The following is a 25,835-nucleotide window of genomic DNA, read 5'->3' on the forward strand; positions in this document are numbered from 1 at the left end:
CGCGCCAACCCGAGGCTGATCCACAGGTCTTGAGCATTGCTCCCGCATGTTCGTGCGGGACTCGGGTCGGGAGCTGGATGTCCGCGACCTTCCGCCGGGTCGGGCTACGTTCCTCGGTGCGTTCGAGGACGGCGTCAACACGTACTGGCTGCTGATCGACAGCAGTGAAGTGTGGATGGCCCGCGGCTATGAAGGCGATGGGGATCAGCAGTACGGGCTGGTCAGCTCTTCGGTGGCTGGTCTGCAGAACGTCCTGGAGGTGTGGGAGGCGTTCGCCTACTCAGGAAAGAGCGATGCGGACGACGACTACGAGGACTACGTCGAAGACGCGCTTGAACGGCCCGGCAGAGCGATCCGCGGGTGTTCGAGGATGACGAAGCCTGGTGGTCACGCGTTTTCGAGGAAGTCGAGCTCGGCGTCTTGGTCCTGGAAGAGGTATAGCCGTACATGCGGTGGTCGCGGGCGGAGCCACAGTCGGATCGCCGCGACCGTGACCGTCCCGTGGACGACGTAGGCCGCTTGTCGTAGCGCGTGGCGACCGCGCGGAACGTCTCGTGCTGCCCTCGGGCATGGTGATCGGCTCCGGGGCACCGGACGCCGACGGGTTCAGTCCAAGTTGGACACGCACTCGTCGGCGCCGGGCAGGTCGACAGCCACTGCATCGTGTCCGCTGGCCCGTAACGCGAGCAGCACACGATGCCACTGCGAGGGGTTTCTCTGGCCAGGGCTCCTGGATCGATGGCTCTACTGATCTCGGCCCCACAGAACCACGGCCAGTACGTCCTGAAAGGAAGCCCACAACGCCTCCCTCCGCAATGCCCACGCGCAAGTCGAGCACACCTTCGCTCGCAAGAAGTCCGGGAAGATCCTTCGCGACTGCCGCCTGAAAGGCGACGGCGTCCATCACGCCACCAATCGGCATCGCCCGCCTCCACAACCTCGCCCTCCCCGGATAACGGCGGAAGCAACCGGCTGCCGACGACGAGCATGTTCGAGATCACTTGCGGGACAGCCCTTTGACTCACTTGATCAGAATGGATAGCTCGGAACCTGTGAGTTAACAGTGATCCATCGAGTGTCCGTATACGCCGCGATATTCTCTGCGGCACTTCCGAAGCGTGCCGACGTACCCGACGCGCCCATCCCACCGAACGGAGCGTGAGCTTCGTCCATAAGTGTCTGATTGTTGACATGAGCCATTCCTGTGGGAATGCGTTGGGCAATTGAAAGGCCGGCTGCGACGTCAGCCGTGAAGATTCCCAGCGCGAGCCCGAACTCGGTGTCCGCCGCCAACGCGACGGCCTCTTCTGAAGTGGAGAAGGGGGTGACGCAGGCGACTGGGCCGAACACCTCGTTGTCGTAGGCTGGAATTCCAGGACCAGCATCAGCGAGAACGGTAGGCCGATAAAAGAGTCCATCGTAAATCCCTCCCGTAAGCAGTCGAGCCCCTGCTGCAACGCTGCTCAGCACGAGAGAGTGGATCCTGTCACGCTGCTTGGCGTCGATGATTGGCCCGAGTGCCACCTTCTCAGACTCCGGATTGCCCACCACTAGTTCTGACGCGTACGCAGCAAGCCTCGTTGCATATTCGTCGTAGATCGACTCGTGAACCAGGTGCCGGCCGATGATCACGCACCCCTGCCCCTGGTTGAAGAAGCTTCCAAAGGCGATCGCGCTCATGGCCCGGCCGAGATCGACATCACCAAGCACAATCAGTGCGTTGTTTCCGCCGAGTTCAAGGTGTGCACGGGTGAAATGCCGCGCAGCAATCTCACCGACCGCACGGCCGGCCTGTGTAGAGCCGGTGAACGAGACGGCCCGCACACCAGCGTGAGAGACCATGGCCGAACCAATGTCCCCGCCCCCGGGGAGTACGTGGAGGAGTCCGGCGGGCAGTCCAGCTTCCTCGAAGATCCTCGCGAGGACGATACCTCCGGAGACCGGGGTCCGCGGGTCGGGCTTGAGGATGACGGCGTTACCCAGAGCAAGAGCCGGCGCCACAGAACGGATCGACAGCCACAGTGGCATATTGAACGGTGCGATGACACCGACTACGCCGACAGGTGGGTGAACGGTCATACTCAACTGAGAAGTCTCGGACGGGATGACCTCGCCCAAGGCATGCGAAGGTAGCGCGGCGGCCTCGTGACACTCCCGGATAGCGGCGGTCAACTCCGTTTTGGCCTTGAGGCGAACGCCGCCCGCTTCATGTATCAGCCAGTACTGGACGTCTTCGAAATACTGCGTCCACAGATCAGCTGCCCTTCGCAAGATGCCGGCTCGCTCGCTGAACGGCCGTACGGCCCAGGAGACTTGCGCTTCCCTGGCCTTGCCACCGATCGATCCAAGTCGGCAACGTCCGCACAGCCCACGCTTCCGATCTCAAGTCCCGTGGCCGGCTCGGTCACGGAGATTTCTCCGCCGCCGGCCACTCTCCACTTGCCGGTGAATATTTTTCCACTCCAACGCCCGTCATTGAGAAGACCCATGTCGGCCCCCTCCTTCCCAGTCTTGGAAGAATTCTTTTAGATGAAGTAATATCTAGAGAATTCGCCCCTAACCTCGGGGCTCGCGTTCGGGAGGCTTCCACTCTTCCGTCCTCCATCGGAGGCACCTTCGCCGGATTTGAGAAAACATCGCCGTACTCATAGGTAGCCGAAGCACCCCCAGCGTTCAACTGCGCATTCCGGTGAGCGGAACAGCTCCGGAAATAATCCGCTCGACTCCGTCGGTGGTGAGTACGGCCGAGTAGAGCGGTAGGAGCCGAACCCGGCACGGCGATCCCACTGAGCGACCGCTGTGGGCCGATTACGACGGGCAGCCACCCGATCGGCGCCTAATGGCAGCGGTGGCGGCAACGGCGACATCACCGGAGACAAGCGTCAGCAGGCCAGCCGTCAGGGACGGGCCGCGCGACAGGATAAAGATCGGGCAGCAACGGCGGTCCCGCTCCTGCCGAGTGATCTCAGGCCGTTTCCCGCCCCACCAGACGTTGCCCTCCATCATGATCGGCGAGCGAGGAGCAGACCTGCTGCTGCAGTCCTCCCCTTGAACGCATGCGTGACGGAGAGGCCCCATACGGCGCCTTCAACCGCCCCTCACCGCGGCTGCCGACGCGTGCCGCATGGCAGTGGCTCCACGAAGTCCTCATTCGGTGGCCCCGGGTGGCACCCTCAGTTGCCCTCTCCACGTCATCGGCCAGCCACGCTCACCAAGGCGACTCCGGCCATCTCGGTCGAAACGTGGGCCGTGCGCCGGCCCAAGCCCGCCTCGACCCATTGCTGTTGGACGTTGAGGCGAAGGGCGCGGGATCTACGGGGCCGGGCGCATCAGTGCGAGGAGCACCGAGCAGTTGCCCATCACCGCCCCTCAAGCCGCCGGTTGTCCGCCTGTGCGGACGCGACCACCGGCACTCTCGACGGCCTGTGCGGCATGGCGGACGACCCCGGCACGGGACGCCCCGAGGAGTACGCCGAGCGGGTCCTCGACATCGTCTCGGGCGACGGTCCCGGCCCCTTGCGCGTCCCGATCGGTGACGACACCTACGCGTACCTCGAAGCGGTGGAACAGGCGTCCCGCCAGGAACTGGCCGTCGCCCGCACACTGGTACAGCGAGCCCGGGCCCGGCGCCCGCCGGATCCGGGAGATCCGCAGCCGCCAGAGCGCGTGGCCTGATTCGGCTGCCGCACGTCGTGGGTGCGTCGCTTCCCCCGTTCCTCTGCGGGACGCGAGCGGGAGTGGAGGGCTGGGCGGAGCGTATCCGCCCAGCCCTCCGCTCGCCGACGGTGGGATCAGAGCGTGGCGGACGAGTCCGGGTAGTGACCGGGCGCGCGGTGGTGCGGCGGCGCCAGGTTCGACACGACCGGGGTGACCGTCCAGTCGGGGTGGTTCGGCATCCGCGGTGTCCTCGTGCCGTACAACCAGTCGTTGAGGAAGCCGGACTGGTCCTGTCCGGAGACCACGGAGGCGACCGCGACGTAGTCGGCCGTCGTGGCCGCCGAGTTGCGGTGTCGTTCGAGGAAGGAGCGCTCGATGCGGTTGAAGACGTCCTCGCCGACGGACTCGCGCAGGGCGTACAGGACCAGCACGCCGCCCAGGTAGCGCTGGTCGTCGAAGAGGTTGACGGCGTTCGGCGCGGCGACGGGCCCCGAGGACTGCCGCCACTGGTCGCCCTTGGCGTACGTGTCCTTCATCCGGGCTTCCATGCTGGTCAGGCCGAGCGAGTCGGCCCAGCCGCGCTCGTAGCGGTACAGCAGGCCGTAGAAGTCCGCGTGGCCCTCGTTCAGCCACAGATCCGCCCAGTTGGCCGGGCTGACACTGTTGCCGAACCAGGAGTGGACGAGCTCGTGCATCATGTGCGAGCCGATCAGCCTCTCCTCCTGGAGCAGGAAATTCGGCTTGTACAGCGTGAGGGTCTGCGTTTCCAGGCCCGTGAAGTCGAAGGCGTTCGCAGCGTCGGAGTTGCAGGGCAACAGCCCGTACGTCTCGAACGGGTAGGCACCGAGCCGCTGTTCCAACCAGTCGAGAAGGCCAGGGGTGAGCGCGAGCGCCGGCTCCAACACTGCGGCGCGCGCGGTCGGGACGACGTCCCGCAGCCTGAGCCGGTGCGGCCCCTGACGCTCCTTGACGGTGTAGTCGCCGACTGTGACCTGCACCAGTTCGGTGGCTATGGGCGAGGCCGATTGGTAGGTGTACGCCGTCCGGTCGTCGTTCAGGCTCTCGGTGCGGATCAGCCTCCCGTTCGCGACACCGCGCAGATTGCTCGGCACGGTGATGCGGAAGCTGAAATCCGCCTTGTCCGCCGGGTGGTCGTTGCACGGAAAGACGGTGTGTGCCGAGTTCGGCTGGGGGCACACGGCGAAGCCGTCAGGCGTGGGGATCCAGGCGGTGTGCGGGAGAGTCCGGGCGGGGTCGGCGGTGTACTCGACGCAGACCGTGATGGCGCGGCGCTCCGGCAGGGTGCGCGCCGGCGTGATCCTCAGCTTCTCGCCGACCTGTTCGAAGGTGGCCGCGCTCCGGCCGACCCGCACCGAGCGTACGTCCAGGCCGAGGGCGTCGAGCGAGAAGCGGGAGAGGTTCTGGGTCGCCCGGATCATCAGGGTCGCCCTGGCGTCGACCAGACGGGTTGTCGCGTCGTACGCGAGGTCGAGGTGGTAGGCCTCGACGCGGTAGCCGGCATTGCCGAGGGTCGGGAACACGGAGTCACCGAGGGTCTCGGCGCCCGGGGTGCCGTGGGGCCGTAAAGCCCGGGGCTGTGCCGAGGCCGTGGGAGCGGTGGCAAGCGTGGCGGCGGTTCCGATGAGTGCGGCAGCAGGGGCCGTCACTCTGGTGCGATATCTCATGGTTCGCTTTCGCTCGGGGCGACCGGGAGCCTGGTGCGGAGGCGCCGAATCATGACGGATGATGACCCTGTAGACGTGTGGGCGGCGTCGGCGGTTTCTCGGCACCGGCACTTCACGAGCGTCTCCGAGGCGGCCGGGCGCTGTGGAGGTCCGCCCGATCATCGGTGGCCGGGACCTACTGGCCGACAGACAGGCCGAGCGCCTCGAAGCACGGCTGACTACGGGCGATCCCCGTGCCACTGCCGAGGTCTGGGGAGGTTCGCATGATGCCGAGCAACTGGGCTACCCATGACCGCCGGTCGACCCGCCGTTCACGTGAACGGCACGGAGGGGTGAGATTGGGGCACCTCCTGTCTTTTGGCATCCACTCACAGCCGCCATCCCCCTGGGGGAACGTGACCGCGCGGGTGGGGTATTACGGGGTCTGGCGGTGATCTTGTGAGGTCCCCCGATCGAGCACGCTGGGCCGTCACCGGGCCGGGATCGGCTGAGTGAGGTTCACCGGGTTGCCGTCGGGGTCCTTGATGTGGGCGACGCGCTGTCCCCACGGCATGTCGTTGGGGCCTCCGCTGACCGAGCCGCCGAGCGCCTCCACCCGGGCGAGCGTCTCGTCGACGTCGTCGACACCGATGCTGAGCAGGATCCGCGACGCCGCCCCGGTCCCCAGGTCCGCCTTGGCCACCAGCCCGAGGTCGGTGTCGCCGATGCGCAGGCCGAGGTAGAAGGCGGCGCCTTCCTCCGGTACCCGGAAGATTTCCTCAGCGCCGAACAATTCCTTATAAAAGCCGAGCAGAGCGTCCTGGTCAGCAGTCAGGATCACGGGCTGGATGGTGGACATGGCACTCCTGTCGAGAACGGTCGTGTCGCTGGGTAGACCGTACGAGGACGGTGAACTCATCGGCGAAACCACCTGGCCGGTACGGGCACACCAATCGGCCACTGCGATGCAAAGTCCGCCAGGGTGTCCCAGCTGGCTGCACCGCGGGGGCCCAGTTGGGCGTACACCTCGTCGGGCGTCCAGAACCTGTCGAGACCGTGCGACACGAGGTTCTGGATGTTCTCCAGCAGTGAGACGACGAACTCGTGGTTCGGCTCGTCCCTGATCAGTTCCTCCACGATCGTCGGAACCTCGATGCTCGCGCCGGAGAACGGCGCCGGCCGCTCCCACGCGTCGGCCGGATCTGGCTCTCACTGTCCTAATATCGCCAGTTATCCGATAAACCCGATACGGAGCAGGATCGCTGCATCGAAGTAACTCGATCGGCGCGACGGGCAAGTCGGTCGCAGAGGCCGTTACGGTTCCGGTGGTTCTGGATTGATTCCCGACGTTTCATCCACCTGTTTCCGAACGCAGTGGTCGGCGCTCATCCGCCGATCGACGCCCTCGCAAAGGAGATCTCGCTCGATGACCGTTGAGACCAGCTCGGAAACAGGGCTGGAGCCGCGTCGGCAGACCAGCCTAGGCACTGCGGCCGCCCGCAACCTTGCCAGCACGACCAAGTCCGCCCCGCAGATGCAGGAGATCACCTCGCGGTGGCTGTTGCGGATGCTCCCCTGGGTGGAGACCAAGGGCGGCACCTACCGGGTGAACCGCCGGTTGAGCTACAACGTCGGCGACGGACATGTCGAGTTCGTCCAGGACGGTGCCGACGTCCGGGTGATTCCCCGCCAGCTCGGTGAGCTGGCCCTGTTGCGCGGCTTCGAGGACATCGAGGTGCTGACGGCGATCGCCGACCGGTGCGTCCAACGCGACTTCCAGGCCGGCGAGGTACTGGTCCGTCGTGGCACGGCGGCCGAGCAGATCCACCTGATCGCCCGCGGCCGGATCAGCCAGACGTCCGCCGGCAAGTACGGGGACGAGGTGACGGTCGCCGTGCTCGCCGACGGCAGCCACTTCGGCGAGAACGCCCTTGTCGACACCGACGCGAGGTGGGACTGCACCGTCACCGCTCAGACGGGGGGTACCCTGCTGACCCTGTCCCGCTCCGACTTCGCCGCGGTGTTGTCCTCCGCCCCCGGCCTGCGGACGCACCTGCACCATGTCGGCGAGCTCGCCCTCCGGCGGCAGAACCACCATGGCGAGGCCGAGATCGCCATGTCGGCCGGTCACACGGGCGAAGCCGAGCTGCCGAGTACGTTCGTCGACTACGAACTCCACCCGCGGGAGTACGAACTCTCCGTCGCACAGACGATCCTGAGGGTCCACTCCAGGGTCGCCGACCTCTACAACGGTCCGATGAACCAGACGGAGGAACAACTCCGGCTCACGGTCGAAGCGTTGCGGGAGCGCCAGGAGCACGAACTCATCAACAACCGTGAGTTCGGCCTGCTCCACAACGCCGCCTTCAAGCAGCGGATCCAGAGCCACTCCGGCCCGCCCACGCCGGACGACCTCGACAATCTGCTCTGCCGGCGCCGCGGCACGAAGTTCTTCCTCGCCCACCCCAGAACGATCGCGGCGATCGGCCGCGAGTTCAGCGCCTACGGGCTCTACCCGGAGCACGTCGACCTCGGCGGCCAGCAGGTCCCGGGGTGGCGCGGGGTCCCGATCCTGCCCTGCAACAAGATCCCCATCAGCAAGGAAAACACCAGCTCGATCCTCGCCCTACGGACCGGGGAGGCCAACCAGGGCGTCATCGGCCTGCGTCAGACCGGCCTCGTGGAGGAGTACGAGCCGGGGCTGTCGGTGCGCTTCATGGGCATCAACGAGCAGGCGATCCTCTCGTACCTGGTCACCACGTACTTCTCCGCCGCTGTCCTTCTGCCCGACGCGCTGGGTGTGTTGGAGGACGTGCAGATCGCCCGTAGTCGCCAATAGGGGGCTCGCGTTCAACTGCCTCGGTCTCCCGGCCTGGCAAGGCCCTCCCCATTTCACCAAGGAGCTAAGGATGCCCGAGCCCGGGCCTTCCCCTGTGCAGTCGAGCCTGTCTGACGCCATCGCCCTCGTCGGGGCCCGTACCCGCCTCACCCACTCCGAACCCGACGCCGGCGCCACCAGCGACTTCACCTCACAGCGCGGGGAGGCGGGGGATGCGCCGGCGGGTCCAGCGGCCCCTGCCCTGGAACGGCTTCTGCGGGGTCCCAGCGGGTTGGGCACAGCCGGCCTGTATCTGCCCCGGCGAGAGGAACCACCGGCGCCTGCGGAGCCCGAGACGCCGGCGGATGGCACGCCGGTCCCCGGCCTCTACCACCATCCGGTCTCGCAGCCGGACCCGGTTCGGGTGGAGGAGATCAGCCGCAGGATCAAGAGGTGGGCGGTCGACGAGGTCCAGGCCTACCCCCCGGAGTGGGAGGACCAGTTCGACGGCTTCTCCGTCGGGCGCTACATGGTGGCCTGCCATCCCGACGCTCCCACGGTCGACGATCTGATGATCGCCACACGGCTGATGGTCGCGGAGAACGTGCTCGACGACTGCTACTGCGAGGACCATGGCGGCTCCCCGGTCGGGCTCGGCAGTCGCCTTCTGCTGGCGCACACGGCTCTCGACCCCTTGCTCACGACACGGGAGTACGAGCAGCCGTGGGCGGAGTCGCTCCAGTCGGACGCGCCCCGGCGCGCCTACCGCTCCGCCATGGCGTACTTCGTCCAGCAGGCCACTCCCTCGCAGGCCGACCGGTACCGGCACGACATGGCGCGTCTGCACCTGGGCTACCTCGCGGAGGCCGCGTGGTCCGAGGCGGATCACGTTCCCGAGGTCTGGGAGTACCTGGCGATGCGCCAGTTCAACAACTTCCGTCCCTGCCCGACGATCACCGACACCATCGGCGGCTACGAACTACCGGCGGACCTGCATGCCCAGCCGGACATGCAGCGGGTCATCGCGCTCGCCTCGAACGCCACCACCATCGTGAACGACCTCTACTCGTACACCAAGGAGCTCGAGAGCCCGGGCAGACATCTGAACCTGCCCGTGGTGATCGCCGAACGTGAGGGCGTCTCGGACCGTGACGGCTATCTGAAAGCAGTCGAGATCCACAACGACCTCATGCACGCATTCGAATCCGAAGCCGCCGGCTTGGCCGCCGCCTGCCCTGTCCCGAGCGTGCTGCGCTTCCTGCGAGGCGTGGCCGTGTGGGTCGACGGCAACCACTACTGGCACCGGACCAACACCTACCGATACAGCCTGCCCGACTTTTGGTAAGGAGCGGATTTCACCATGACCAGCACCGAACTCACCACCAGCGCCGCCACGTTCGTCCCCGGCCCTGCCTCGCCCTACCAAGGGGACATCGCCCGCTACTGGGACGGCGAGGCGAGGCCCGTCAACCTGCGTCTAGGCGACGTGGACGGGCTCTACCACCACCACTACGGCATCGGCGACATCGACCACGCCGCCCTCGGGGACACCGGGGACGGCGGGTACGAGAGCAGGCTGATCTCGGAGCTCCACCGCCTGGAGTCCGCGCAGGCCGAAGTCCTCTTGGACCACCTGGGCCCCATCGAGCGTGACGACACCCTCCTCGACGCCGGCTGCGGTCGCGGCGGTTCGATGGTCATGGCCCACCAACGCTTCGGGTGCAACGTCGAGGGCGTCACCCTGTCGGCCAAGCAGGCGGAGTTCGCCAACCGCCGCGCCCTGGAACTCGGCATCGAGGACCACGTCCGTGCTCGCGTGTGCAACATGCTCGACACTCGGCTCGAAAGGGGGCAGGTCGCCGCCTCCTGGAACAACGAGTCGAGCATGTACGTCGACCTGGAAGACCTCTTCGCCGAGCACTCCCGCGTCCTGTCGGTCGGCGGCCGATACGTGACCATCACCGGTTGCTGGAACCCGCGTTACGGCCAGCCGTCGAAGTGGGTCTCCCAGATCAACGCTCACTTCGAGTGCAACATTCACTCCCGCCGGGAGTACCTCCGCGCCATGGCCAACAACCGACTCGTACCCCAGGCCGTCATCGACCTGACACCCGAGACCCTGCCCTACTGGGATCTGCGTGCCACGTCCTCGCTGGTCACCGGAATCGAGACGGCGTTCATCAACTCCTACAAGGATGGCTCCTTTCAGTACCTCCTGATCGCGGCCGACCGAGTCTGACCAACCACATGACACGTCCGGGCACACCACGCGACGTGCCCGGACCGTCGGGCAGCCGACCGATCCACCTGCGGGCAGAGGGGGCGGCGTGCCGGTGCCGACGGAGGCGTCGAACCGCGTGCGCAGGCGATCCGGCCCTACCGGTGCCCTCCGCCACGTACAACGCCAACGCCGCCCGGACACCGTTCACTTCAGGTGCGTCCGCCCGTCCAACATGCCCGGGAACAGACCAACCGGGAAGACCTGACGGAGTCCTACCGGGCTAGGGCGCCGGCCTTCGATGCAGTCGTCCTCGATCGTGGCCGCACACCAGACGGCTCCCGTCCTGCGAGCAGGGGCGGGAGCCGTCTGGTGTCTCCGATGTGTATGCCTTCAGCAGGTCACGCGTGACGGTGCGAGTGCCGGTTACCGGTGACGAGGCGGTAGATGGCGAGCAGGATGAAGGAGCCAACGATCGCGGCGATCCAGGTCGAAAGGTCGAAGAATCCGTCGATGGAATCGACGCCGAAGATCACCTTGCCGAGCCAGCCGCCGAGCAGACCGCCGGCGACGCCGATGAGCATGGTGATGATGACGCCGCCCGGGTCCCTGCCCGGCATCAGGGCCTTGGCGATGGCGCCTGCGAGCAAGCCGATGATGATCCACGCGATGATGCCCATGATGCCACTCCGCTTCCTTGTAAAGAACGTGTCAGCTCTTCGTGTGCACCGATCACGCGCGAACAAACGTCTCGTCTGTATGGCAATCCTGGAAGCTCCGGATCCACGACCGCAGCCACGCAGGCTGCCGCAGCATCCAGACATCCACGGCACCCTTGCACCTGAAGACCGCGTCCCTGGACGGAAGCCTTCACGAGGACCTCTGGATCAACCTGGCCGTTGACGAGGCCGTAGACCGCCGACTGCGAGAAGAATGCGAGAAGAAGAGGATGCGCCGCGCGGCCGCGTTCGGCGCAGGAACGCAGAATGCCCGGACTTGCGGTGGGCGTCGCAGAGCAGGCTCGTCCGGGCCCGTTTGGCCGTCAAGCTGCCCACGTCGCGGGCACGCCTAGGTCGGGCGTAGGAATGTCCACGGGGGTCGCGACGGCAGCGGGAGGCGGACGAGGATCGAGGCGCACGCGGCTGGCGACCACAGCATTAGCTGGATGCGCGTCTGGTTGCCGTCCGCCCAGGCGATGACGGTTGCGACGCCTCCCAGGACAAGGATCGGGAGGGACGGCTGCGGCACGCGGGCGGCGTCAGGCGAGGTCGTTGAAGCGGGCGTACGCGCGTGCCCAGCACGGTGCGGTGGTGTCCATGTACTGCTCGGCGTGGCGGTGTTGGCGTGCCTGAAAGTCACACGACGCAGAAACCGGTGGCCTTGAGAGCCTGGTTGATCTGCTTGCCCTGGGCCTCGGTGGTGGTGGCGTCCTTGTAAGTGAAGCGCTGCGAGGCGAGGTGGTCGAGACGCTGCGCACCGCCGTTGATGGCGCTGCACTGGTTTCGGGCGGCGTCGATGGCCTCGTCCTCGTAGCGGGAGGCGGCCGGGGCAGCGGCGGCCAGAGCTCTGAGCAGCCGGGCCCGGGCGGCGCCGGTCGGCCTCGGCGGGATGCCGGTTGCCTTCGCGAGGGCGGCGGCGCCGGCGCTAGGCGTCGCGGCCGCGGTGGTGACCGGCTTGCTGGGCGCCGTGCTGGCCTTGTTGGGCTTGCTGTCGGCCCTGCCGTTGCCGTCGTCGCAGGCGGTGAGGGCGGCGGCCGTCGCGAGCAGGATGACGGCGAGCAGGGTGGTGCGGTTCTTCAAGGTCCCTCCATAGGTAACGAGTTGAGCGGACATCATGCCTCGAGTGTGGTGTCGGTTTTTCAAGTTGCGGCAGATGCGTAAGCAGAAGGTCGTACGGTACAGGGCGACAGCACCCACGGGGCGGGGTCGGTACGGCTGGCCCGGGCGGCGAAGGCGCGGATCCGCCAGGCCGAACACGACGCCCCCGAAATCGATGCGGGACTCTCCTACAAGGTTCGAGCCGGGACGGTCGTCGGCTTCGCGATCTACGGACCGCACCTGTCCCACTTCGCCCACCTGACCTCGTACGAGGAACTCCTGGCCGCGTTCGGCACACCCGACCGGGCGCGCGAAGACGAGGCGTACGGCGACCTCATGGGCTACGACGCCTACTACTGGGGCCCGCAGAAGCATGTGAGGTGGGACGCCTGGGCCCACCGAACAAGCCTGATCAACCTGGGCGCCTTCGACGGAAACACAGGCCCACGACCGTGTCAGATCCAGGCTACGAGCGTTCCCCGGCGTGATGTTGACGGTGGCAGCCCGCCCGTAGCGAACCGCCGCACAGAGGTCGAACGCCAGGCTGAGCGCCTGCACCCGATGCGGCCATGCCATGACGGTATGGGTGGGTCCTGAGTTCGTTGCGCGCTGCCGTCAGCCGTGTTTGGATCACCCGATGAACCTTCTGTTGACGGCGAGTGGCCTGCGCAACGAGACGCTGCGGGATGCGCTGCGGGACATGCTGGGAAAGCCGTTCGGTTCGGCGAACGTCGTGTACGTTCCCACGGCATCCGTCGCCGAGCCCGGCGACCACGGGTGGGTCCTCGCGGACATGAACCGGCTGCACGGCCTCGGCTGGCGGGAGTTCGACATCCTGGAGCTGAACGGCCTGCCCCGACAGATGGTGCTCGACCGGCTGCTCCACGCCGACGTCATCTATGTCGAGGGAGGCAACCACTACCACCTCGCGCGCAGCATCACCGGCAACGGACTGGCCGACGGCTTCCTGGACGCGCTGGAGAACCGGGTCTACGTAGGCGTCAGCGCCGGATCAATGATCTTCAGCCGTCATCTCACCGGACATTCCGCCGACGTCATCGGGGACACCAAGGACCTCCGCATCCTCGGCGCGACGACCGTGGAGCCGCCGTTCGGCCTCTTCGGCTGGTATCTCAAGCCCCACCTGTACTCGCCGGATTTCCCCGAGCGGGACGACGCCTGGGCTGACCGCATCGCCGAGCGGGCAGACTTCCCGATCTACTTCATCGACGACGACACGGCCGTTCGTGTCAGGAACGACACGGTGGATGTCGTCTCCGAAGGCCGGTGGCGGTTCCATCCCTGACCCGACGAGTAGTGGCACCCGAGCATCGGCCCCTCCCCTGTACCCAAGGAGGGGAACGCTGCGGGACGGGCTCCCGCCCCTTCGCCGCCTACTGGGCGCTTCTCGAGAGACCCGGGGAATTCAGGCGTGGACCAGTTCCAGCGCCTTCTTCAGGTTGTACTCGGCGATGCCCGCCATGGACGCCCGGTCGGGGAAGTCCCCGTCGAGCAGCCGCAGCGGCCCCGCCGTGAGCGAGAGGCGCTGCGCGAGCATGTACAGGGCGAGCCTGTCCTCGTCCAACCCGTCCACACCCAGCGGTCGGTAGGCGTCATGCAGGCGGATCCGCAGAAACACGTGCTCCCACTCGACATCGAAGTACATCAACCCCTCGATATCGATCGCCACGGGGTTCCCGTCCGCGTCCACCAGCACGTGGTCGGGCCCCAGTTCGCCGTGCACGACCGCGTACTCCGTGCGCGGCCGTACCGCCGCCGCCAGGTCCAGCAGCCGCTCCTCCAGACGTTCTCGGGCGTCCGCGATCCGCCGGTCGCGCGAGGCCGCCTCGGCGAGGTCCCGCAGCGCACGGGCGAGAACCAGCCCCTCGCACGACGCACCACGCGACGTTCCTCCTCCGTCGACCACCGCCACCTTGCCGTACGCCGGTGCCCGGTAGCCCCGCATCGCCTCCAGCGACTCCGCGAGCCGGGCCATGACCGGCGCAGCGGCGCGCCGGTCACGCGCGAGCAACTCCTCCAGACTCTCGCCCGGAAGATCCTCGACGATCGCTAGGTCGGCCGGGCAGTGGGCGCCGTTGCGATCGACGAGACGGATCGCCGGAACGCGGATGCCGAGCGCGTCCAACCGCGCGTGCGCGGCCTCGAACAGATCGAGCCCGAGGCCGGGCGAGAACGGGTCGGTGAGGTCGTCGTCGCCCTCGGCGGCCGGCCAGTAGTTCTCGGCGTCGTCCCACAGGTAGGCGATCGCCGTCGTCGCGTCGTCCATCACCAGGCGGTACACGCCCTTCTTACTGCCGCCCGCGATCCGCTCGACCGCCGCCAGCCGCCGCCCGCCGCCCAGCGCGGCCCGCGCCGCACCCGCCAACTGCTTCCGCGTCACTGACCTGGGTGCCACGTTCCGAACCGCCTCTCCGGCCACGACAACCCGCGCACCTTACTCGGCGTCGTGGGCCAGTCCCAAAGGGTTTGTGGAAGTAGGCGGTGTCCGTTCGCCCGCACACGTCATCACGTGCGCGCTGTTCGCCCATACCTGTGGCGGCGAGGTCGGCCTTGAGGTCTACGTCTCAGGGTCGGGCCGGGTGACGGCGGGTGCAAGTTCCAGGCAGACCAAGTGGCCGCCGCCCGCACGTTCGACGATGGCCACAGTGAGCTGCGACTCGAGTTCGACGACAGAACTCCTACCGCACCGCGACGTTGGCGACCATCATCCACGAGGGCACCGACAGCAACACCTCCACGACCACGATTACCCAACGTGATGTGCCTCTGCCGCCAGCCTTGTGCGGCGGGCGGAATGCTGCTGCCTGCCCGCCCCATCCGCGCCGCGCTGGGTGTGACGGCTGGGTGACCTCTCCAGGTGCTGGCTCGTGTGGTCTCGCAGCGGTCCTTGTGTGCCGCGCCAGTCGCGTCCGCACTCGTTCCCGAACCAGGCCCGATCGAGACCCCGGCAGGCATGACGGACAACCACGTGGTCACGCCTACGGCAAGGTACCGCGGGCTCTGAGCCCGGCCGGTGCGCGGTTCCGGGGGCTGGGCGAGGGCCGGTCCGCACGCGTGGCTACCGTTGGCCCGGCATCCACCGGCCCTACTCCTGGAGACCCCGTGCCCGTATCCCTCGGTGAGAACGTGCTGGCGATGCTGCGACGCCCCAGCACCTGCTACATCGCCACGACGATGCCCGACGGCTCGCCCCAGCTCACCCAGACATGGGTCGACACCGACGGGGAACACGTCCTGATCAACAGCGTGGAGTCGCATCAGAAGACCCGGAACATCGCACGCGACCCGCGGGTGGCCCTAGCGGTCTCCGACCCCTCGGAACCGTCCTCCTACGTCCAGATCCGCGGCCGTGTGGTACGGGTGACTACCGAGGGAGCGGTCGAGCACATCGAGGCGCTCGCGCAGAAGTACCTCGGCGGACCGTACCCATGGTTCGGCGGCCGCGACCAGGTCCGGGTGATCTACGTGATCCAGCCCGAACGGATCACGAGCCCCCGCGGCTGACATCGTGTCACGAGGCCGGGTTCCGCGGCATGGCGGGGAACCGCCGCGCCGCACGGCCTCACACCTGGACCGGCTCCGCCTCGGCGACCGCCGGAGCGGCGGCGCGTGGGGACGCCCGAGTACCAGGAGCCGGCGACCACCAGGGCGATGACGGCGACGGTCTCGGTGGTGGCCCACACCCAGGCCGCGACGGTGGCCGTCTTGGACGGCACCTCGCGGGCCGGTGGAACCGCTCCGTGCGCGGCAGCGGCACCTCCGTCAGCGTCTTCAACCACCGCCGACTCACCAAGTGAAACGACGTCGTAGTGCTCATCGACACCCCGCTGCGCTACACACCGTCGTCCAGGGCGTACAGGTCGCGGCTGCACGGCAGGCCTTTCACCAGGTCCAGGATTCCTTCGTGGAGCAGGCCGTTGGTGGCCAGCACTGTCATGTCGCCCTGCAGCACGGCCTCACCGCCCAGGTCGGTCACCCGGCCGCCCGCTTCCGACACGATGACCGGCATAGGGGCCAGGTCTTCGTAGCCCATCGGAGGGCCGGCGATCACCACAGCGTCCGCCCGACCGGTGACGAGATCCACGACGCAGCCCATTGATGCCATCAGGAAGACCTGGCGGTGGAGAGCGGTGAGGAGTTGCTCCGGCCAGCCGGCCGGGTTGAGCGCCTGGGTCCTCGCTCCGCGTGTGCTGGTCCGCTCGGTGACCCTGGCGCGGTGGCCAGACATCAGGTCCGGGTTCTCTCCGGTCAGCACCCAACAGCCCAGGCCTCGCCCGGCTACGACCATCTGCCGGCTCATGGGCATGTTGATCACCCCGACAGCAGGGCCGTACTCGTCCTCGTACGCGATGTCGTTCGAGAACAGTGGCCACCGGCGGGTGAACGACGTGGTGCCGTTGATGGGGTCAATGATCCAGCGTCTCCCTGAGACCCCGGCTGTCGCTCCCCCCTCCTCGCCGTAGATGCCGTCCTCCGGCACGTAGCGAGCCAACTCGTTCCTCACCAGTTCCTCGACCGCGAGGTCGATCTCGGTGACCTCGCTGCCGTCTTCCTTGCGACGGCTCCCCCACTCCCCGAAGAAGCCCTGCGCGGACACCTTCCCGGCACGCGTGGCCAGGCCGACAGCGAAGTCGAGGAGCTCTCGGTCAGCGGGCGGCGCGTCGAATGCGTGATCCATCCGGTGAGCCTGTCATGTCGTCCGACGCCAAGGTGCAGCATCCTCCGTCCGCTAACCGACCAGCTCAGAACGACGTTCGGAGTTGGCGCAGGCAGCAGCAAGCTGCTGAAGTAATTGCCGGCCTTGGAACTTGTGTCTCCAGGGCCACAGGGCCGGTATCTGGGCTGCAAATTTCGGTGAGGCCCAACCACATGCACGAGTTGTACCGCTCTGCTCGTTTTTCCGGTGCTGCTTGTGTGAGCGGTCCCATCACCGCTCCCACCTGTGCCGCATGGGTCGCTAAGGGCGTAGTTGCCGGCCGGTTTGCCAAGAATGCCTTGTCATCCGGCCAAGCGGTCGGCTTTGTGCCCTCCGAAAATCACTGACGGTCGGCCTTGGTGGTTTCCGCCTCGAGTGGACTCGTCGAAGACTGGTTACTGTCCCAGGTCTCGACGAGGCCGAGGCCGTCGGTGACCGTGAGCAGTTGGCTGCCCGGCTTGATGGGGTGACTGAAGGCGGCGGGTCGGGGCAGTCCCAGGCCCAGAAGAGCCGTGTTCTCGCAGCTATCGGCGCGCGGCCCCTGAGGTGAGGAGCAGGGGTGGCAGGTGGCCGGCGCGATGCGGTCCCCGGGCGGCATGGATGAGGCCCTGGTAGGTGCGGAGCGCCAGGGGTATGCCCCCCGTCCTGCGTCTGGGGAGAACATTGTTACCGTTCGCCGATGTCCGACTCTTCACGCGACACCGCCCGGGGCGCCGGCTGGGGCAGCCCGGAACCCGGTGACTACAGAGGCCTGATGCCCGCCCGCGTCGAGAAGCTCTCGTGGCTCGACCCCAGGACGATGTGGCCTGCGCGCAACGGCGTGCTGGCCTCGTGGTTCGGGGACCCCACGGGCCGTACCCGTGCCCGGTGGGTGGAGCAGCGCAGGGACGCGGGCGCGCCCGCCGACGCGGTGGTGCGGCGCGACGATCCCGACCGTTTCTCCTTCATGGTCATCGGGGACACCGGCGAGGGGGACGAACCTCAATACGCTGTGGTACCCGGCTTCCTGAAGGCCAGCCAGGGTTCGAGTTTCGCGGTCCTCGCCAGTGACGTGATCTATCCGGTCGGCAGTCTCGACGACTACGGAACGAAGTTCCACCGGCCGTACCGCGACTACCAGGCCCCCATCTACGCCGTACCCGGCAACCACGACTGGTACGAGGATCTCCACGGGTTCATGCGGGTCTTCTGTGACGCGCCGGCCCTCGCCCCGGAAGCCGAATCGCGGCGTACGGTACGGGAGCGGCTGCGTTCGCTGCTGTGGCACACGCCGCACAAGGGGGACGAGCAACGTCTTGAAGAGGCACGGCAGTTGCGGTCGGATCCGGCCCAACAGGCGGTCCAGCCGGGGCCGTACTGGGCCGTCGACGCCGGTCCGGTGCGGATCATAGGCATCGACACCGGCCTTCTCGGCACGGTCGACGCCGAGCAGGGGCGCTGGTTGCGGGAGGTGTCCGCGGGCGACACCCCCAAGATCCTGATCACCGGTTCCCCCCTGTACGTGGACGCGGAGCACCACCCGTGCGAGATCGAGGGCGGCGGCACCGTCGACGACATCGTGCGCGACCCCGCGCATCACTACGTCGCGGCGATCGGGGGCGACATCCACAACTACCAGCGCTATCCCGTACGGGTCGGCGACCGCATTCTGCAGTACGTCGTCGCGGGTGGCGGTGGGGCGTTCATGCACGCCACGCACACGATCCCGCCCGTCTCCGTCGCCGGGGTCACCGAAGCGGACTTCCGTTGCTACCCGCTCGTGGCGACTCGCTGGCCTTCTACAGCAGGCTCTACGGGCGCCGGCTGCGGATGCGCCGCTTCTTCACCCTGACCGAGGAGCAGTCCATGGCCGTCATGGCGAAGCGGCTCGGTATTCCGCCGATCCGGTCCGCGGGGGCGCCGGTCCGGGTCACCTGGCGGCATCGGCTGGTCGCGGCGCTGCTGGGGGCGGGCGGGCGGCGCGGCCGCGCCTCGCGCTTGCGTCTCCCGGTGCGCAAGGCGTACACCCAACTCTTCTCGCCGGGTTCGGCGACCTACAGTCCGCCGTTCTTCAAGTCGTTCCTGCGTCTGGACGTCACTCCGTCCTCGGTCCGGTTGCGCTGCTTCGCCGCCACCGGCAACCGGGAGCAGGAGATCGACCCGCCGGTCGAGGACGAGGTGGTCATCCCGTTGCCGGGCGTGTCCGGGAAGCGGTCGGGGCGCTCGCCGGTTCGGGGCGCGTCGTCGGCTCGAGGCACGTCGTCGGCTCGAGGCACGTCGTCGGCTCGGGGCGCGTCGTCATGAGGTGATCTGTCAGGCGTGGGCGTCGATCGGGGTGTTGTCGGCTCCGGCCGGCCCCCGACGGGTGCGGGTGCGGGATCGTCGTCAGGCGGTCGGGAGGATTCTGTGAGGGCTGTCCACGGAGTGCGGCGCGAGGGGACCCGCACCCGCTGAACGCCTCGGTCCGTGGAGGACGGCAGCGGTCCGTCCGGGGTCGCACGACCCCGGACGGACCGTTCTTCACGCCCGCGATCCGCGGCTGTGGGTCAGCGCAGGCCGAACGCCCGGATCACCGTCTGGTGCACCGCGTTGCCCGCCGAGTCCACGGCGCTCGCCCTGAGCGACACGTAGGACGCCTTCTTCGGCGCGTCCAGGCGGTATCGCCCGTCGTGGTCACGCGTGGCCCGGTGCCACGTCGTGCCGCCGTCGTAGGACATCTCCAGGGTGACCGCGCCGACCCTGCCGGCGCCGACGGCCCCCGGCAGCTGAGCGGCGGTGGCGGACAGGGTGTCGTGCCGTCCTGCCCGTCCGGCCGAGTCGGTGCCGACCTCGTAGTCGATCTGCACCAGCGGCAGCACCGCGTCGGAGCCGTCCGCCGTCGCCTTCGAGGTGAAGTCCCACTCGGTGCGTGTGCTGGAGGAGAACGGGGTGAACGCCGCGTCGCGCTTGCTGGTGACGACCAGCCGGTACGGCAGCTTGCCGGCGCCGGGTGCGTCGCCCGAGACGTTCGTGAAGGTTCCTGTGCCCAGCTCCGTGGTGCCCTGGTACAGGGTCTGCCGCTGCTCCGCCACGCCGTCCATCTGGCTCATGCCGACGTGGTCGTGGCTGCCCCAGGCCGGGGCGTCGATGTACAGGTGGTCACCCTTGCGCGTGGGCATGCTGTAGACGTCGTTCAGGTAGGGCCGTTCGATCGGCTTGAACCACTCCTCGGACTGTGTGCTGCCCGCCCGGTAGGTGGTCTTGGGCCCGGCTTCGAAGACCAGGCCGTCCGCGTACGCGCTCTGGCTCCAGCTGTTGAAGCCGCCGGTGGAGACCCAGTCGGTGCGCTTCCCCCGCACCGGCTCCGGCATCATTCCGCCGATGGCCCAGTCGTTGTAGGCGGGCCAGTCGAACCGGAACTCGCCGCCGGTGCTTCCCGGGGCCGGGCTGTCGAAGGTCTCGTCGACCCGGGCGAGGTTCTTGGAACTGCCCTGCACCACCATGTGGCTGGGGATCTCGTTGTGCCAGGTCCGGTCGAGGTCGTAGACGTACGGGCTCACGGGCGCGGAGCCGACCGTGACCGAAGCGCCGCGGGCCTGGGCCTGCCGGACGAGCCTCTCGCCCTCGTCGGTGCTGAGCAGGCCCACGTCGAGCGGGACGGGCGTCGAACTGAACGGCGCGTTGTAGCTGCGGAAGCCGCGGCCGTCCACGTTGTTCACGACCAGCATGAGCTTGGCGCCGGCGGCGATCGCGGCGGCCGCCTGGTCCCTGTCGGAGACGTCGTCGTTACGGCGTACCACCACGGCCTTGCCGTGCACGTCGAGGTGAGCGTAGTCGGCGCTCGCGCCCTGGCCGGCGAAGACCAGGGGGAGCTTGGCGCTGCCCTTGGGCAAGGGGGTGACGCCGTCCTGGCGCAGCACGTCGGTGAAGTCGGTGGTCCGGGTGGAGACGGCCAGTGCGGGCTGCTCCTTGCGCCAGCGGGCCGCCAGGTAGAAGTCGCCGTGGGTGACCTTGTGGGTGGTCGGCTGGGCCCAGAGGCTGTCGTAGTTGGTCTGGGTCTCCATGTAGTCCCGCCAGTTCTGGCCGCCCATCAGGCGGGTGTAGTCCAGTCGCTGGTAGGTCGTCTCGGTCCGCTGCGGGGGCGTCATGTCGATGCGGTCGATCTTGGACGCGTCGAGCGTGACGGTGGTGTCGCGGTCCAGGCGGACGTCGGGGTCGCCCAGCAGTGCCATGCCCCACGAGTGGGGACCGTGGACGCCCTGCACCGTCTTGAAGGACAGCACCGAGTACACGTCGTTGGGCAGGTACATCTGCGCCGTGCCGGAGTCGTCGATCACGATGAACTGCGGAACGTCGTCACCTGACCTGAGCAGTTCGACCACGCCGGACATGGGCCGACCCTGGGCGTCCTTGAACTCCATGGTCAGTTTGTGCTCGACGTCCCCGAGGGAGACGGCGGTGTGCGCCGCGACCTTGCCGTCGGTGGTCTTCGCGACGACCTGGCCGGTGTACCGGCCGTCGGTGGTGACGCCCGAGCCGTCGATCGTCACGGTGGCATCGGCGGTGCCGTGCGCGGGTACGACCACCTGGGGGGCGGAGAGCCGGAACACGCCGGCGGGGGCGTGTGCCGCCTCGACGGTCAGCGCGAGGGTGACCGGCGCGTCCGTGGTGTTGGTGTAGGTCACCGGGCGCCGCACGCCGTCGGCGGGATTCTGCGGAACCTGCGCGGCGTACGCGGTCGCCGTGGCGAAGACGCCGGCATGCGAGGCCGCGGCGACGTCGAGGCGGCCGCTGCCCGCCTGGAAGGCGTCGTACCGCGGGGTCTGCAGGGAACTGCTGGCCAGCAGGTCCTTCAGCTGGCTTCCGTTGAGGTCCGGATGCGCGGCGGCCATCAGCGCGGCGGCTCCGGCCACGTGGGGCGTGGCCATGGAGGTGCCGCTCATGGTCTGGTAGGCGCCCTCGCCGTTGCCGTCGAACTGGGAGTTCGCCGCGCGGATGTCGACCCCGGGGGCGGTGATCTCCGGCTTCAGAGCGCCGTCCACGCGGGGACCCTGGCTGGAGAACTCGGCCACGGCGTCGTCGGCGTCGACGGCGCCCACGGTCAGCGCTGCGCTCGCCGCGCCTGGTGCGCCGATGGTGCTCGGTGCGCCCGAGTTACCGGCGGCGACGACGAACAGGGCACCGGTCTGGGCGCTGAGCTTGTCGACGGCCTGGCTGAGGGGATCGGTTCCGTCGGACGGCTGGCCGTCGCCGAGGCTCATGTTGATGACCTTGGCGTGCTGGTCGACCGCGGCCCATTCCATGCCGGCCAGGACCCAGGAGGTCTGTCCGGAGCCGGTGTCGTCCAGCACCTTGCCGATGTCGAGGCGGGCGCCGGGTGCGACACCCTTCTCCTTGCCGTCGGAGGCCGCGCCGGTACCGGCGATGATGGATGCGACATGCGTGCCGTGACCGACGTGGTCGTCCGTGTTCTCGTCCGGTACGAAGCTCTGCCGGTCCGCGACGCGGTCGGTGAGGTCCGGGTGTCCCGCGTCGACGCCGGTGTCGAGGACGGCTACGTCCACGCCTTTCCCGGTGTTGCCGCCCGCCCAGACCTGGGGGGCACCGATCTGCGTGGTGCTGTCGGCGAGGTCGGCGTGGACGAGGCCGTCCAGCCATATGTGCGCGATCCCGCCGGTGAAGGCCGGTGCGGCGGCCTTCTTGCGGGCTCCGTCGGTCGTCGCCGTCCCGGCCACGGACTTCCAGAAGTCCGCGGCGTGCGAGCGGTCCGCGGTGAGGGCCGCGCCGTTGATGCCGTCGAGGGTACGGACCCGGGTCGCCCCGTCGGGCGGAGCGGCGGCCTTGCTGCGCGAGTCGGCGGAGTGCGTGTAGGAGACGATGAGCGGCAGCCGGTCACGGTGCGCGTCGTCGTACCCGTCGGCGATCATGTCCGTGATGTTGAACAGCTGCCGGTCCAGGGTGCCTTTGGCCACGAAGGGCAGCACGGACTCGGGGAACACGTAGAGGTCGTCGCCCGACGTCAGGATGTGGGTCTGTACCGGGCGTCCGTCGGCGCCGCGGACGCTGACGGTGCCTCCGGTCCTGCCGTCGGTGCCGGGGCTCCGTCGCGTGGTGACCACGTCACCGGTGATCAGTGTGACGGAGTGGTCGCCGGCGGGCACCCGGTCGGACGCGGATGCGGTGGTCGGGGAGTCGGCGGCGTCGGAACGGGCTGCTGAGGGCGCCGAGGCCGTCGCGTCGTAGGGGCCGCCCAGCACGAGTACCAGTGCACCGGCGGCAACCGGCACACTCCAGCGTCTGCGGTGGTGTGCTTTCACAAGGTCTCTCCCGGCTGTGCAGTCGGGCAGAGCACGGTCGTCCTCTGCCGTCCAAGTGGCGCCGCCTGACCGGTCGTCGGCATCGAGGATGCTCTGAGCCCTTCCACAGGTGGCGTGAACGTTCAGAGTGAATGCTTGTGAACGAGGAATGTCTAGATCAAACTCGTGTCGTACATCGCCAGTTGGCGATTCGCGTCACGGCCGTCCCGGCTGTTCGCCGGGCGGTGATCGCTGGGAGGACGTCCGGTGCTGAGCACCCTGGGAATCAGCGAGTTCGACGAACGGGTCTACCGCATCTATCTGGCCAAGTCGGACCGGACGGCTGCCGAGATCGCCGAGAGCCTGGGCACCACACCCGGCCGGGTCAGGCGCACGGTCTCCCGGTTGGTGGAGCTGGGCATGCTGAGAAGGGAAGGGCACGGCCAGTACCGGCCGGTCAGCCCGCACACCGCGCTGAGGGCACTGCTCGCCAGGCGCCGAGCCGAGACCGAGGCGGCGTTCACCGCGGTGTGGGGCACCGTCGACGATCTGGCGGACGAATACCGCGCCCGTCGGCTGCAGGAGGATCCGACCGGACTGGTGGAGGTGATCACCGGCGAGGCGGAGATCACCCTGCGCGTCGCCGAACTGATGCAGTCGGTCCGTACCCACTTCTGGGTGCTGGATCGGCCCCCCTATCTCGGGCCCTACAGCACCGAGTTGGAGGAGGAGCTGACGATGGACCTGCTGGGCCGCGGCGTCGACATACGGTCGGTCTACACCCCCGAGGCACTGGCGCAGCCGGAGCGTTTCGAGCTGATCACCCACCTGGCCCGGATCGGCGAGCTGGCCCGCATCCTGCCGGCTCTCCCGTTCAGACTGCGCATCATGGACCGACGCGTCGCTCTGGTCGCGCTGGTCCCGGGCCGCTACGACAGGATCGCCGTCGTCCACCGGTCGGGCCTGCTCGACGCGCTCCTCGAGTTGTTCGACTCCTACTGGCAGCGTGGGCAGTCCCTCGTCGCGACCGCTCCGGAGACACCCGACGGGCCGAGCGCGCAGGACCTCCTGCTGCTGAAGATGATGCAGGCGGGTTACAAGGACCATGCGATCGCCCGGCAGTTGGGGACGAGCGCACGCACCGTGACCCGCCGCATCGCGGCGATCGCCTCCGGTCTCGGCCTCGAGACACGCTTCCAGGTGGGGGCCGAGGCGGCCAAGAGGGGCTGGATCTAGGGCGTGCTGCGAAAGTCCCGTCGTCCGCGCAGTAGCTTGAGATCGCTCACGAGTCGCGGTGCCTGGTCGTCGAGAGGGGCGACTCGCAGGCGAAATCGAAGGGCTCTACAGCGGCGTCGGCGGGGAACTTCCCGTGGTCACGCCAGATTCTGGCCAAGGCGACCAGCAGGTTCCATGAGGCGGCTGCATGCATCTCAGTCTCCCCCGCGTGCTCAGCCGGCAAGTTTCGGTGGAAGATCACCGCCGCGATCTGCCTGTCCGCGGCCAGACGCAGGGCTGCGGCCGTGCGGCGGGCTTCGCCTTGAAGCGGAGCCGTTTCGGGGATGCGTGCCACACGAAACCGACCAGCCGTGCGACCTGATCCTCAGTGATCCGTTCCACTCTTACCCCTGCGGTTAGCAGCCCAGTTCGCCCGCGGAGGCGCCAACTATCCACCGCAGTGCACTCCTCGCCATGTCCCGATGGCTTCGCTCACCTGGATCTAGGCATACACCAGCCGACACCGCACGGGCGACAGGGACCCCGTCAGCTTGATCAAAGACAAGGGGCACTCCCCGCGAGACCTCTGCCGACCGAGGCCATAGATGCCCGTCTACGATCAGTCAGACGACCATAAGCCCGACAGACACCACCACGGCGATTACGAGCTGAATGCGGCCGACCGCGCCCCGGTCGCAGGTTAGGCGCCGGGTGGCGAGCAGTCGATGTCGGGCACCGGCGTGACGGTCGAAGGTGCCTGGTCGGGCGTGGGCGCGGCCGGCTCGTCGGGCCGACGGGCGGAGTGGATCCGCAGCAGCCCCTCGATGCCACGGAGCAGGGTCTCGCCGGCCAGGACGGGGTCGCCGAGGTAGCCGGCGCTCATCGCACCGTCGCGGAGCATGACGAAGTGCCGCCCGGCGTGGTCGGCGGACTCGTCCGTGATCTCGGCGAACAGTCCGGTGACCGTCTGCAGGAACCACTCGCGGTGTTGCACGACGGCCCGGTGGACCGGGTGGTCGGGGGAGGGGAATTCCGCTGCCGCGTTGAGGAAGGCGCATCCGCGGTAACCGGGCGAGCGGATCTGCTCGACCAGGGACGTACCGATGCCCCTCAGGATTCCGTCGGGCGGCGTGTCCGCTGCCAACAGGGTGTCGATCTGGGCGCGGATCGCCTGGTCGACGCTTCCGATGTAGGCGACGGCCAGGTCCTCTTTGCTGCGGAAGTGGCGGTAGAAGGTGGCGTTGGTGACCTTCGACTCGGCGACCAGGCGGTCGACGCCCACCGTGTGGATGCCCTCGGCGTAGAAGAGCTGTCCGGCAGTCCTCAGAAGCCGCTCCCGAGCCTCGGAGACTCGCCGGCCGGTTCCTGTGGCAGCTTCCGTCCTCGTCATATCAGCCATCCTAGCGGGTAGAACGCTCTCTCTTGTTATCGCGGAAGGGGTGTGCCAAGCTACACACAAGAGAGAACGTTCTCTC

The 25,835-nt window shown here is 68.0% G+C and carries 17 protein-coding genes and 3 pseudogenes; 9 read left to right on the top strand and 11 right to left on the bottom strand.

Annotated elements, in window-relative coordinates; all coding sequences use genetic code 11:
• Positions 1–459: 459 nt before the first annotated feature.
• Positions 460–554 (bottom strand): annotated as a pseudogene (locus OG199_RS03780) (IS5/IS1182 family transposase); the annotation flags it as partial.
• A 233-nt stretch (positions 555–787) separates the two neighbouring features.
• Here OG199_RS03780 and OG199_RS03785 point away from each other — a divergent pair.
• Positions 788–956 (top strand): annotated as a pseudogene (locus tag OG199_RS03785) (IS5/IS1182 family transposase); the annotation flags it as partial.
• Positions 957–1,029: 73 nt separating this feature from the next.
• Here the strand turns inward: OG199_RS03785 and OG199_RS03790 are convergent.
• Entirely contained in the window at positions 1,030–2,271 is a 1,242-nt protein-coding gene (locus tag OG199_RS03790; protein ID WP_405827929.1) for an aldehyde dehydrogenase family protein, read from the bottom strand.
• Between the two features lie 1,161 nt (positions 2,272–3,432).
• Here OG199_RS03790 and OG199_RS03795 point away from each other — a divergent pair.
• A complete protein-coding gene (locus tag OG199_RS03795) occupies positions 3,433–3,675 on the top strand; it encodes a hypothetical protein (RefSeq protein WP_356805500.1) in 243 nt (80 codons plus the stop codon).
• Between the two features lie 116 nt (positions 3,676–3,791).
• Here the strand turns inward: OG199_RS03795 and OG199_RS03800 are convergent, their stop codons facing one another.
• The 3 genes from OG199_RS03800 to OG199_RS03810 all read right to left on the bottom strand — a co-directional run bounded on the left by OG199_RS03800 (position 3,792) and on the right by OG199_RS03810 (position 6,458).
• Positions 3,792–5,342: a M1 family metallopeptidase gene (locus OG199_RS03800; RefSeq protein ID WP_405827931.1), complete on the bottom strand. Its 1,551-nt coding sequence runs from the start codon at positions 5,340–5,342 to the stop codon at positions 3,792–3,794.
• 469 nt (positions 5,343–5,811) lie between these two features.
• Positions 5,812–6,180, bottom strand: coding sequence for a VOC family protein (locus OG199_RS03805; protein WP_356805504.1), 369 nt, complete (start codon positions 6,178–6,180; stop codon positions 5,812–5,814).
• A 56-nt stretch (positions 6,181–6,236) separates the two neighbouring features.
• Positions 6,237–6,458 (bottom strand): hypothetical protein, encoded by a 222-nt coding sequence (locus OG199_RS03810; RefSeq protein ID WP_356805506.1) that lies wholly within the window; start codon positions 6,456–6,458, stop codon positions 6,237–6,239.
• A 289-nt stretch (positions 6,459–6,747) separates the two neighbouring features.
• Between OG199_RS03810 and OG199_RS03815 the strand changes: the two genes are divergently transcribed.
• From OG199_RS03815 to OG199_RS03825, 3 genes are all read left to right on the top strand, one after another.
• Complete coding sequence (locus tag OG199_RS03815) at positions 6,748–8,160, top strand: family 2B encapsulin nanocompartment shell protein (protein WP_356805507.1); 1,413 nt, start codon at positions 6,748–6,750, stop codon at positions 8,158–8,160.
• Between the two features lie 70 nt (positions 8,161–8,230).
• Positions 8,231–9,484: a family 2 encapsulin nanocompartment cargo protein terpene cyclase gene (locus tag OG199_RS03820; protein WP_401809826.1), complete on the top strand. Its 1,254-nt coding sequence runs from the start codon at positions 8,231–8,233 to the stop codon at positions 9,482–9,484.
• Between the two features lie 15 nt (positions 9,485–9,499).
• On the top strand, positions 9,500–10,378 hold the full coding sequence (locus OG199_RS03825) for a geranyl diphosphate 2-C-methyltransferase (RefSeq protein ID WP_405827934.1): 879 nt from the start codon (positions 9,500–9,502) through the stop codon (positions 10,376–10,378).
• 380 nt (positions 10,379–10,758) lie between these two features.
• Here the strand turns inward: OG199_RS03825 and OG199_RS03830 are convergent, their stop codons facing one another.
• Both OG199_RS03830 and OG199_RS03835 read right to left on the bottom strand, forming a co-directional pair.
• On the bottom strand, positions 10,759–11,037 hold the full coding sequence (locus OG199_RS03830; RefSeq protein ID WP_405827936.1) for a GlsB/YeaQ/YmgE family stress response membrane protein: 279 nt from the start codon (positions 11,035–11,037) through the stop codon (positions 10,759–10,761).
• Positions 11,038–11,712: 675 nt separating this feature from the next.
• Positions 11,713–12,156: a hypothetical protein gene (locus OG199_RS03835; RefSeq protein ID WP_405827938.1), complete on the bottom strand. Its 444-nt coding sequence runs from the start codon at positions 12,154–12,156 to the stop codon at positions 11,713–11,715.
• 655 nt (positions 12,157–12,811) lie between these two features.
• Here OG199_RS03835 and OG199_RS03840 point away from each other — a divergent pair.
• A complete protein-coding gene (locus OG199_RS03840; RefSeq protein ID WP_405827940.1) occupies positions 12,812–13,480 on the top strand; it encodes a Type 1 glutamine amidotransferase-like domain-containing protein in 669 nt (222 codons plus the stop codon).
• Positions 13,481–13,600: 120 nt separating this feature from the next.
• On the opposite strand, the gene OG199_RS03845 is transcribed toward OG199_RS03840, so the two are convergent.
• Positions 13,601–14,575 carry a phosphotransferase family protein gene (locus tag OG199_RS03845; protein WP_405834415.1) on the bottom strand — a complete coding sequence of 325 codons (975 nt, stop codon included), beginning with the start codon at positions 14,573–14,575 and terminating at the stop codon, positions 13,601–13,603.
• A gap of 722 nt (positions 14,576–15,297) precedes the next feature.
• Between OG199_RS03845 and OG199_RS03850 the strand changes: the two genes are divergently transcribed.
• Positions 15,298–15,699: a PPOX class F420-dependent oxidoreductase gene (locus OG199_RS03850; protein ID WP_356805518.1), complete on the top strand. Its 402-nt coding sequence runs from the start codon at positions 15,298–15,300 to the stop codon at positions 15,697–15,699.
• 328 nt (positions 15,700–16,027) lie between these two features.
• On the opposite strand, the gene OG199_RS03855 is transcribed toward OG199_RS03850, so the two are convergent.
• Positions 16,028–16,873 (bottom strand): inositol monophosphatase family protein, encoded by an 846-nt coding sequence (locus tag OG199_RS03855; RefSeq protein ID WP_405827942.1) that lies wholly within the window; start codon positions 16,871–16,873, stop codon positions 16,028–16,030.
• Between the two features lie 697 nt (positions 16,874–17,570).
• Between OG199_RS03855 and OG199_RS03860 the strand changes: the two are divergent.
• Positions 17,571–19,063, top strand: a pseudogene (locus OG199_RS03860) (metallophosphoesterase family protein); the annotation flags it as partial.
• Positions 19,064–19,416: 353 nt separating this feature from the next.
• Here OG199_RS03860 and OG199_RS03865 read toward each other — a convergent pair.
• A complete protein-coding gene (locus OG199_RS03865; protein ID WP_405827944.1) occupies positions 19,417–23,166 on the bottom strand; it encodes a S8 family serine peptidase in 3,750 nt (1,249 codons plus the stop codon).
• Between the two features lie 246 nt (positions 23,167–23,412).
• Here OG199_RS03865 and OG199_RS03870 point away from each other — a divergent pair, with 246 nt between their 5' ends.
• On the top strand, positions 23,413–24,381 hold the full coding sequence (locus OG199_RS03870; protein ID WP_405827946.1) for a winged helix-turn-helix transcriptional regulator: 969 nt from the start codon (positions 23,413–23,415) through the stop codon (positions 24,379–24,381).
• Positions 24,382–25,060: 679 nt separating this feature from the next.
• On the opposite strand, the gene OG199_RS03875 is transcribed toward OG199_RS03870, so the two are convergent.
• The gene (locus OG199_RS03875; RefSeq protein WP_356807838.1) at positions 25,061–25,759 is read right to left on the bottom strand and encodes a TetR/AcrR family transcriptional regulator; all 699 of its coding nucleotides are present in this window, start codon (positions 25,757–25,759) and stop codon (positions 25,061–25,063) included.
• Positions 25,760–25,835: the final 76 nt, after the last annotated feature.

The sequence above is a fragment of the Streptomyces sp. NBC_01176 genome, from assembly GCF_045039825.1.
Lineage (GTDB): Bacteria > Actinomycetota > Actinomycetes > Streptomycetales > Streptomycetaceae > Streptomyces.

Bases quoted from the DNA above. Each gene is read 5' to 3' on its own strand.
- OG199_RS03825 (WP_405827934.1), top strand. From the start codon at position 9,500: ATGACCAGCACCGAACTCACCACCAGCGCCGCCACGTTCGTCCCCGGC.
- OG199_RS03815 (WP_356805507.1), top strand. From the start codon at position 6,748: ATGACCGTTGAGACCAGCTCGGAAACAGGGCTGGAGCCGCGTCGGCAG.
- OG199_RS03800 (WP_405827931.1), bottom strand. From the start codon at position 5,342: ATGAGATATCGCACCAGAGTGACGGCCCCTGCTGCCGCACTCATCGGA.
- OG199_RS03855 (WP_405827942.1), bottom strand. From the start codon at position 16,873: ATGGATCACGCATTCGACGCGCCGCCCGCTGACCGAGAGCTCCTCGAC.
- OG199_RS03805 (WP_356805504.1), bottom strand. From the start codon at position 6,180: ATGTCCACCATCCAGCCCGTGATCCTGACTGCTGACCAGGACGCTCTG.
- OG199_RS03875 (WP_356807838.1), bottom strand. From the start codon at position 25,759: ATGGCTGATATGACGAGGACGGAAGCTGCCACAGGAACCGGCCGGCGA.
- OG199_RS03840 (WP_405827940.1), top strand. From the start codon at position 12,812: ATGAACCTTCTGTTGACGGCGAGTGGCCTGCGCAACGAGACGCTGCGG.
- OG199_RS03820 (WP_401809826.1), top strand. From the start codon at position 8,231: ATGCCCGAGCCCGGGCCTTCCCCTGTGCAGTCGAGCCTGTCTGACGCC.
- OG199_RS03830 (WP_405827936.1), bottom strand. From the start codon at position 11,037: ATGGGCATCATCGCGTGGATCATCATCGGCTTGCTCGCAGGCGCCATC.
- OG199_RS03795 (WP_356805500.1), top strand. From the start codon at position 3,433: ATGGCGGACGACCCCGGCACGGGACGCCCCGAGGAGTACGCCGAGCGG.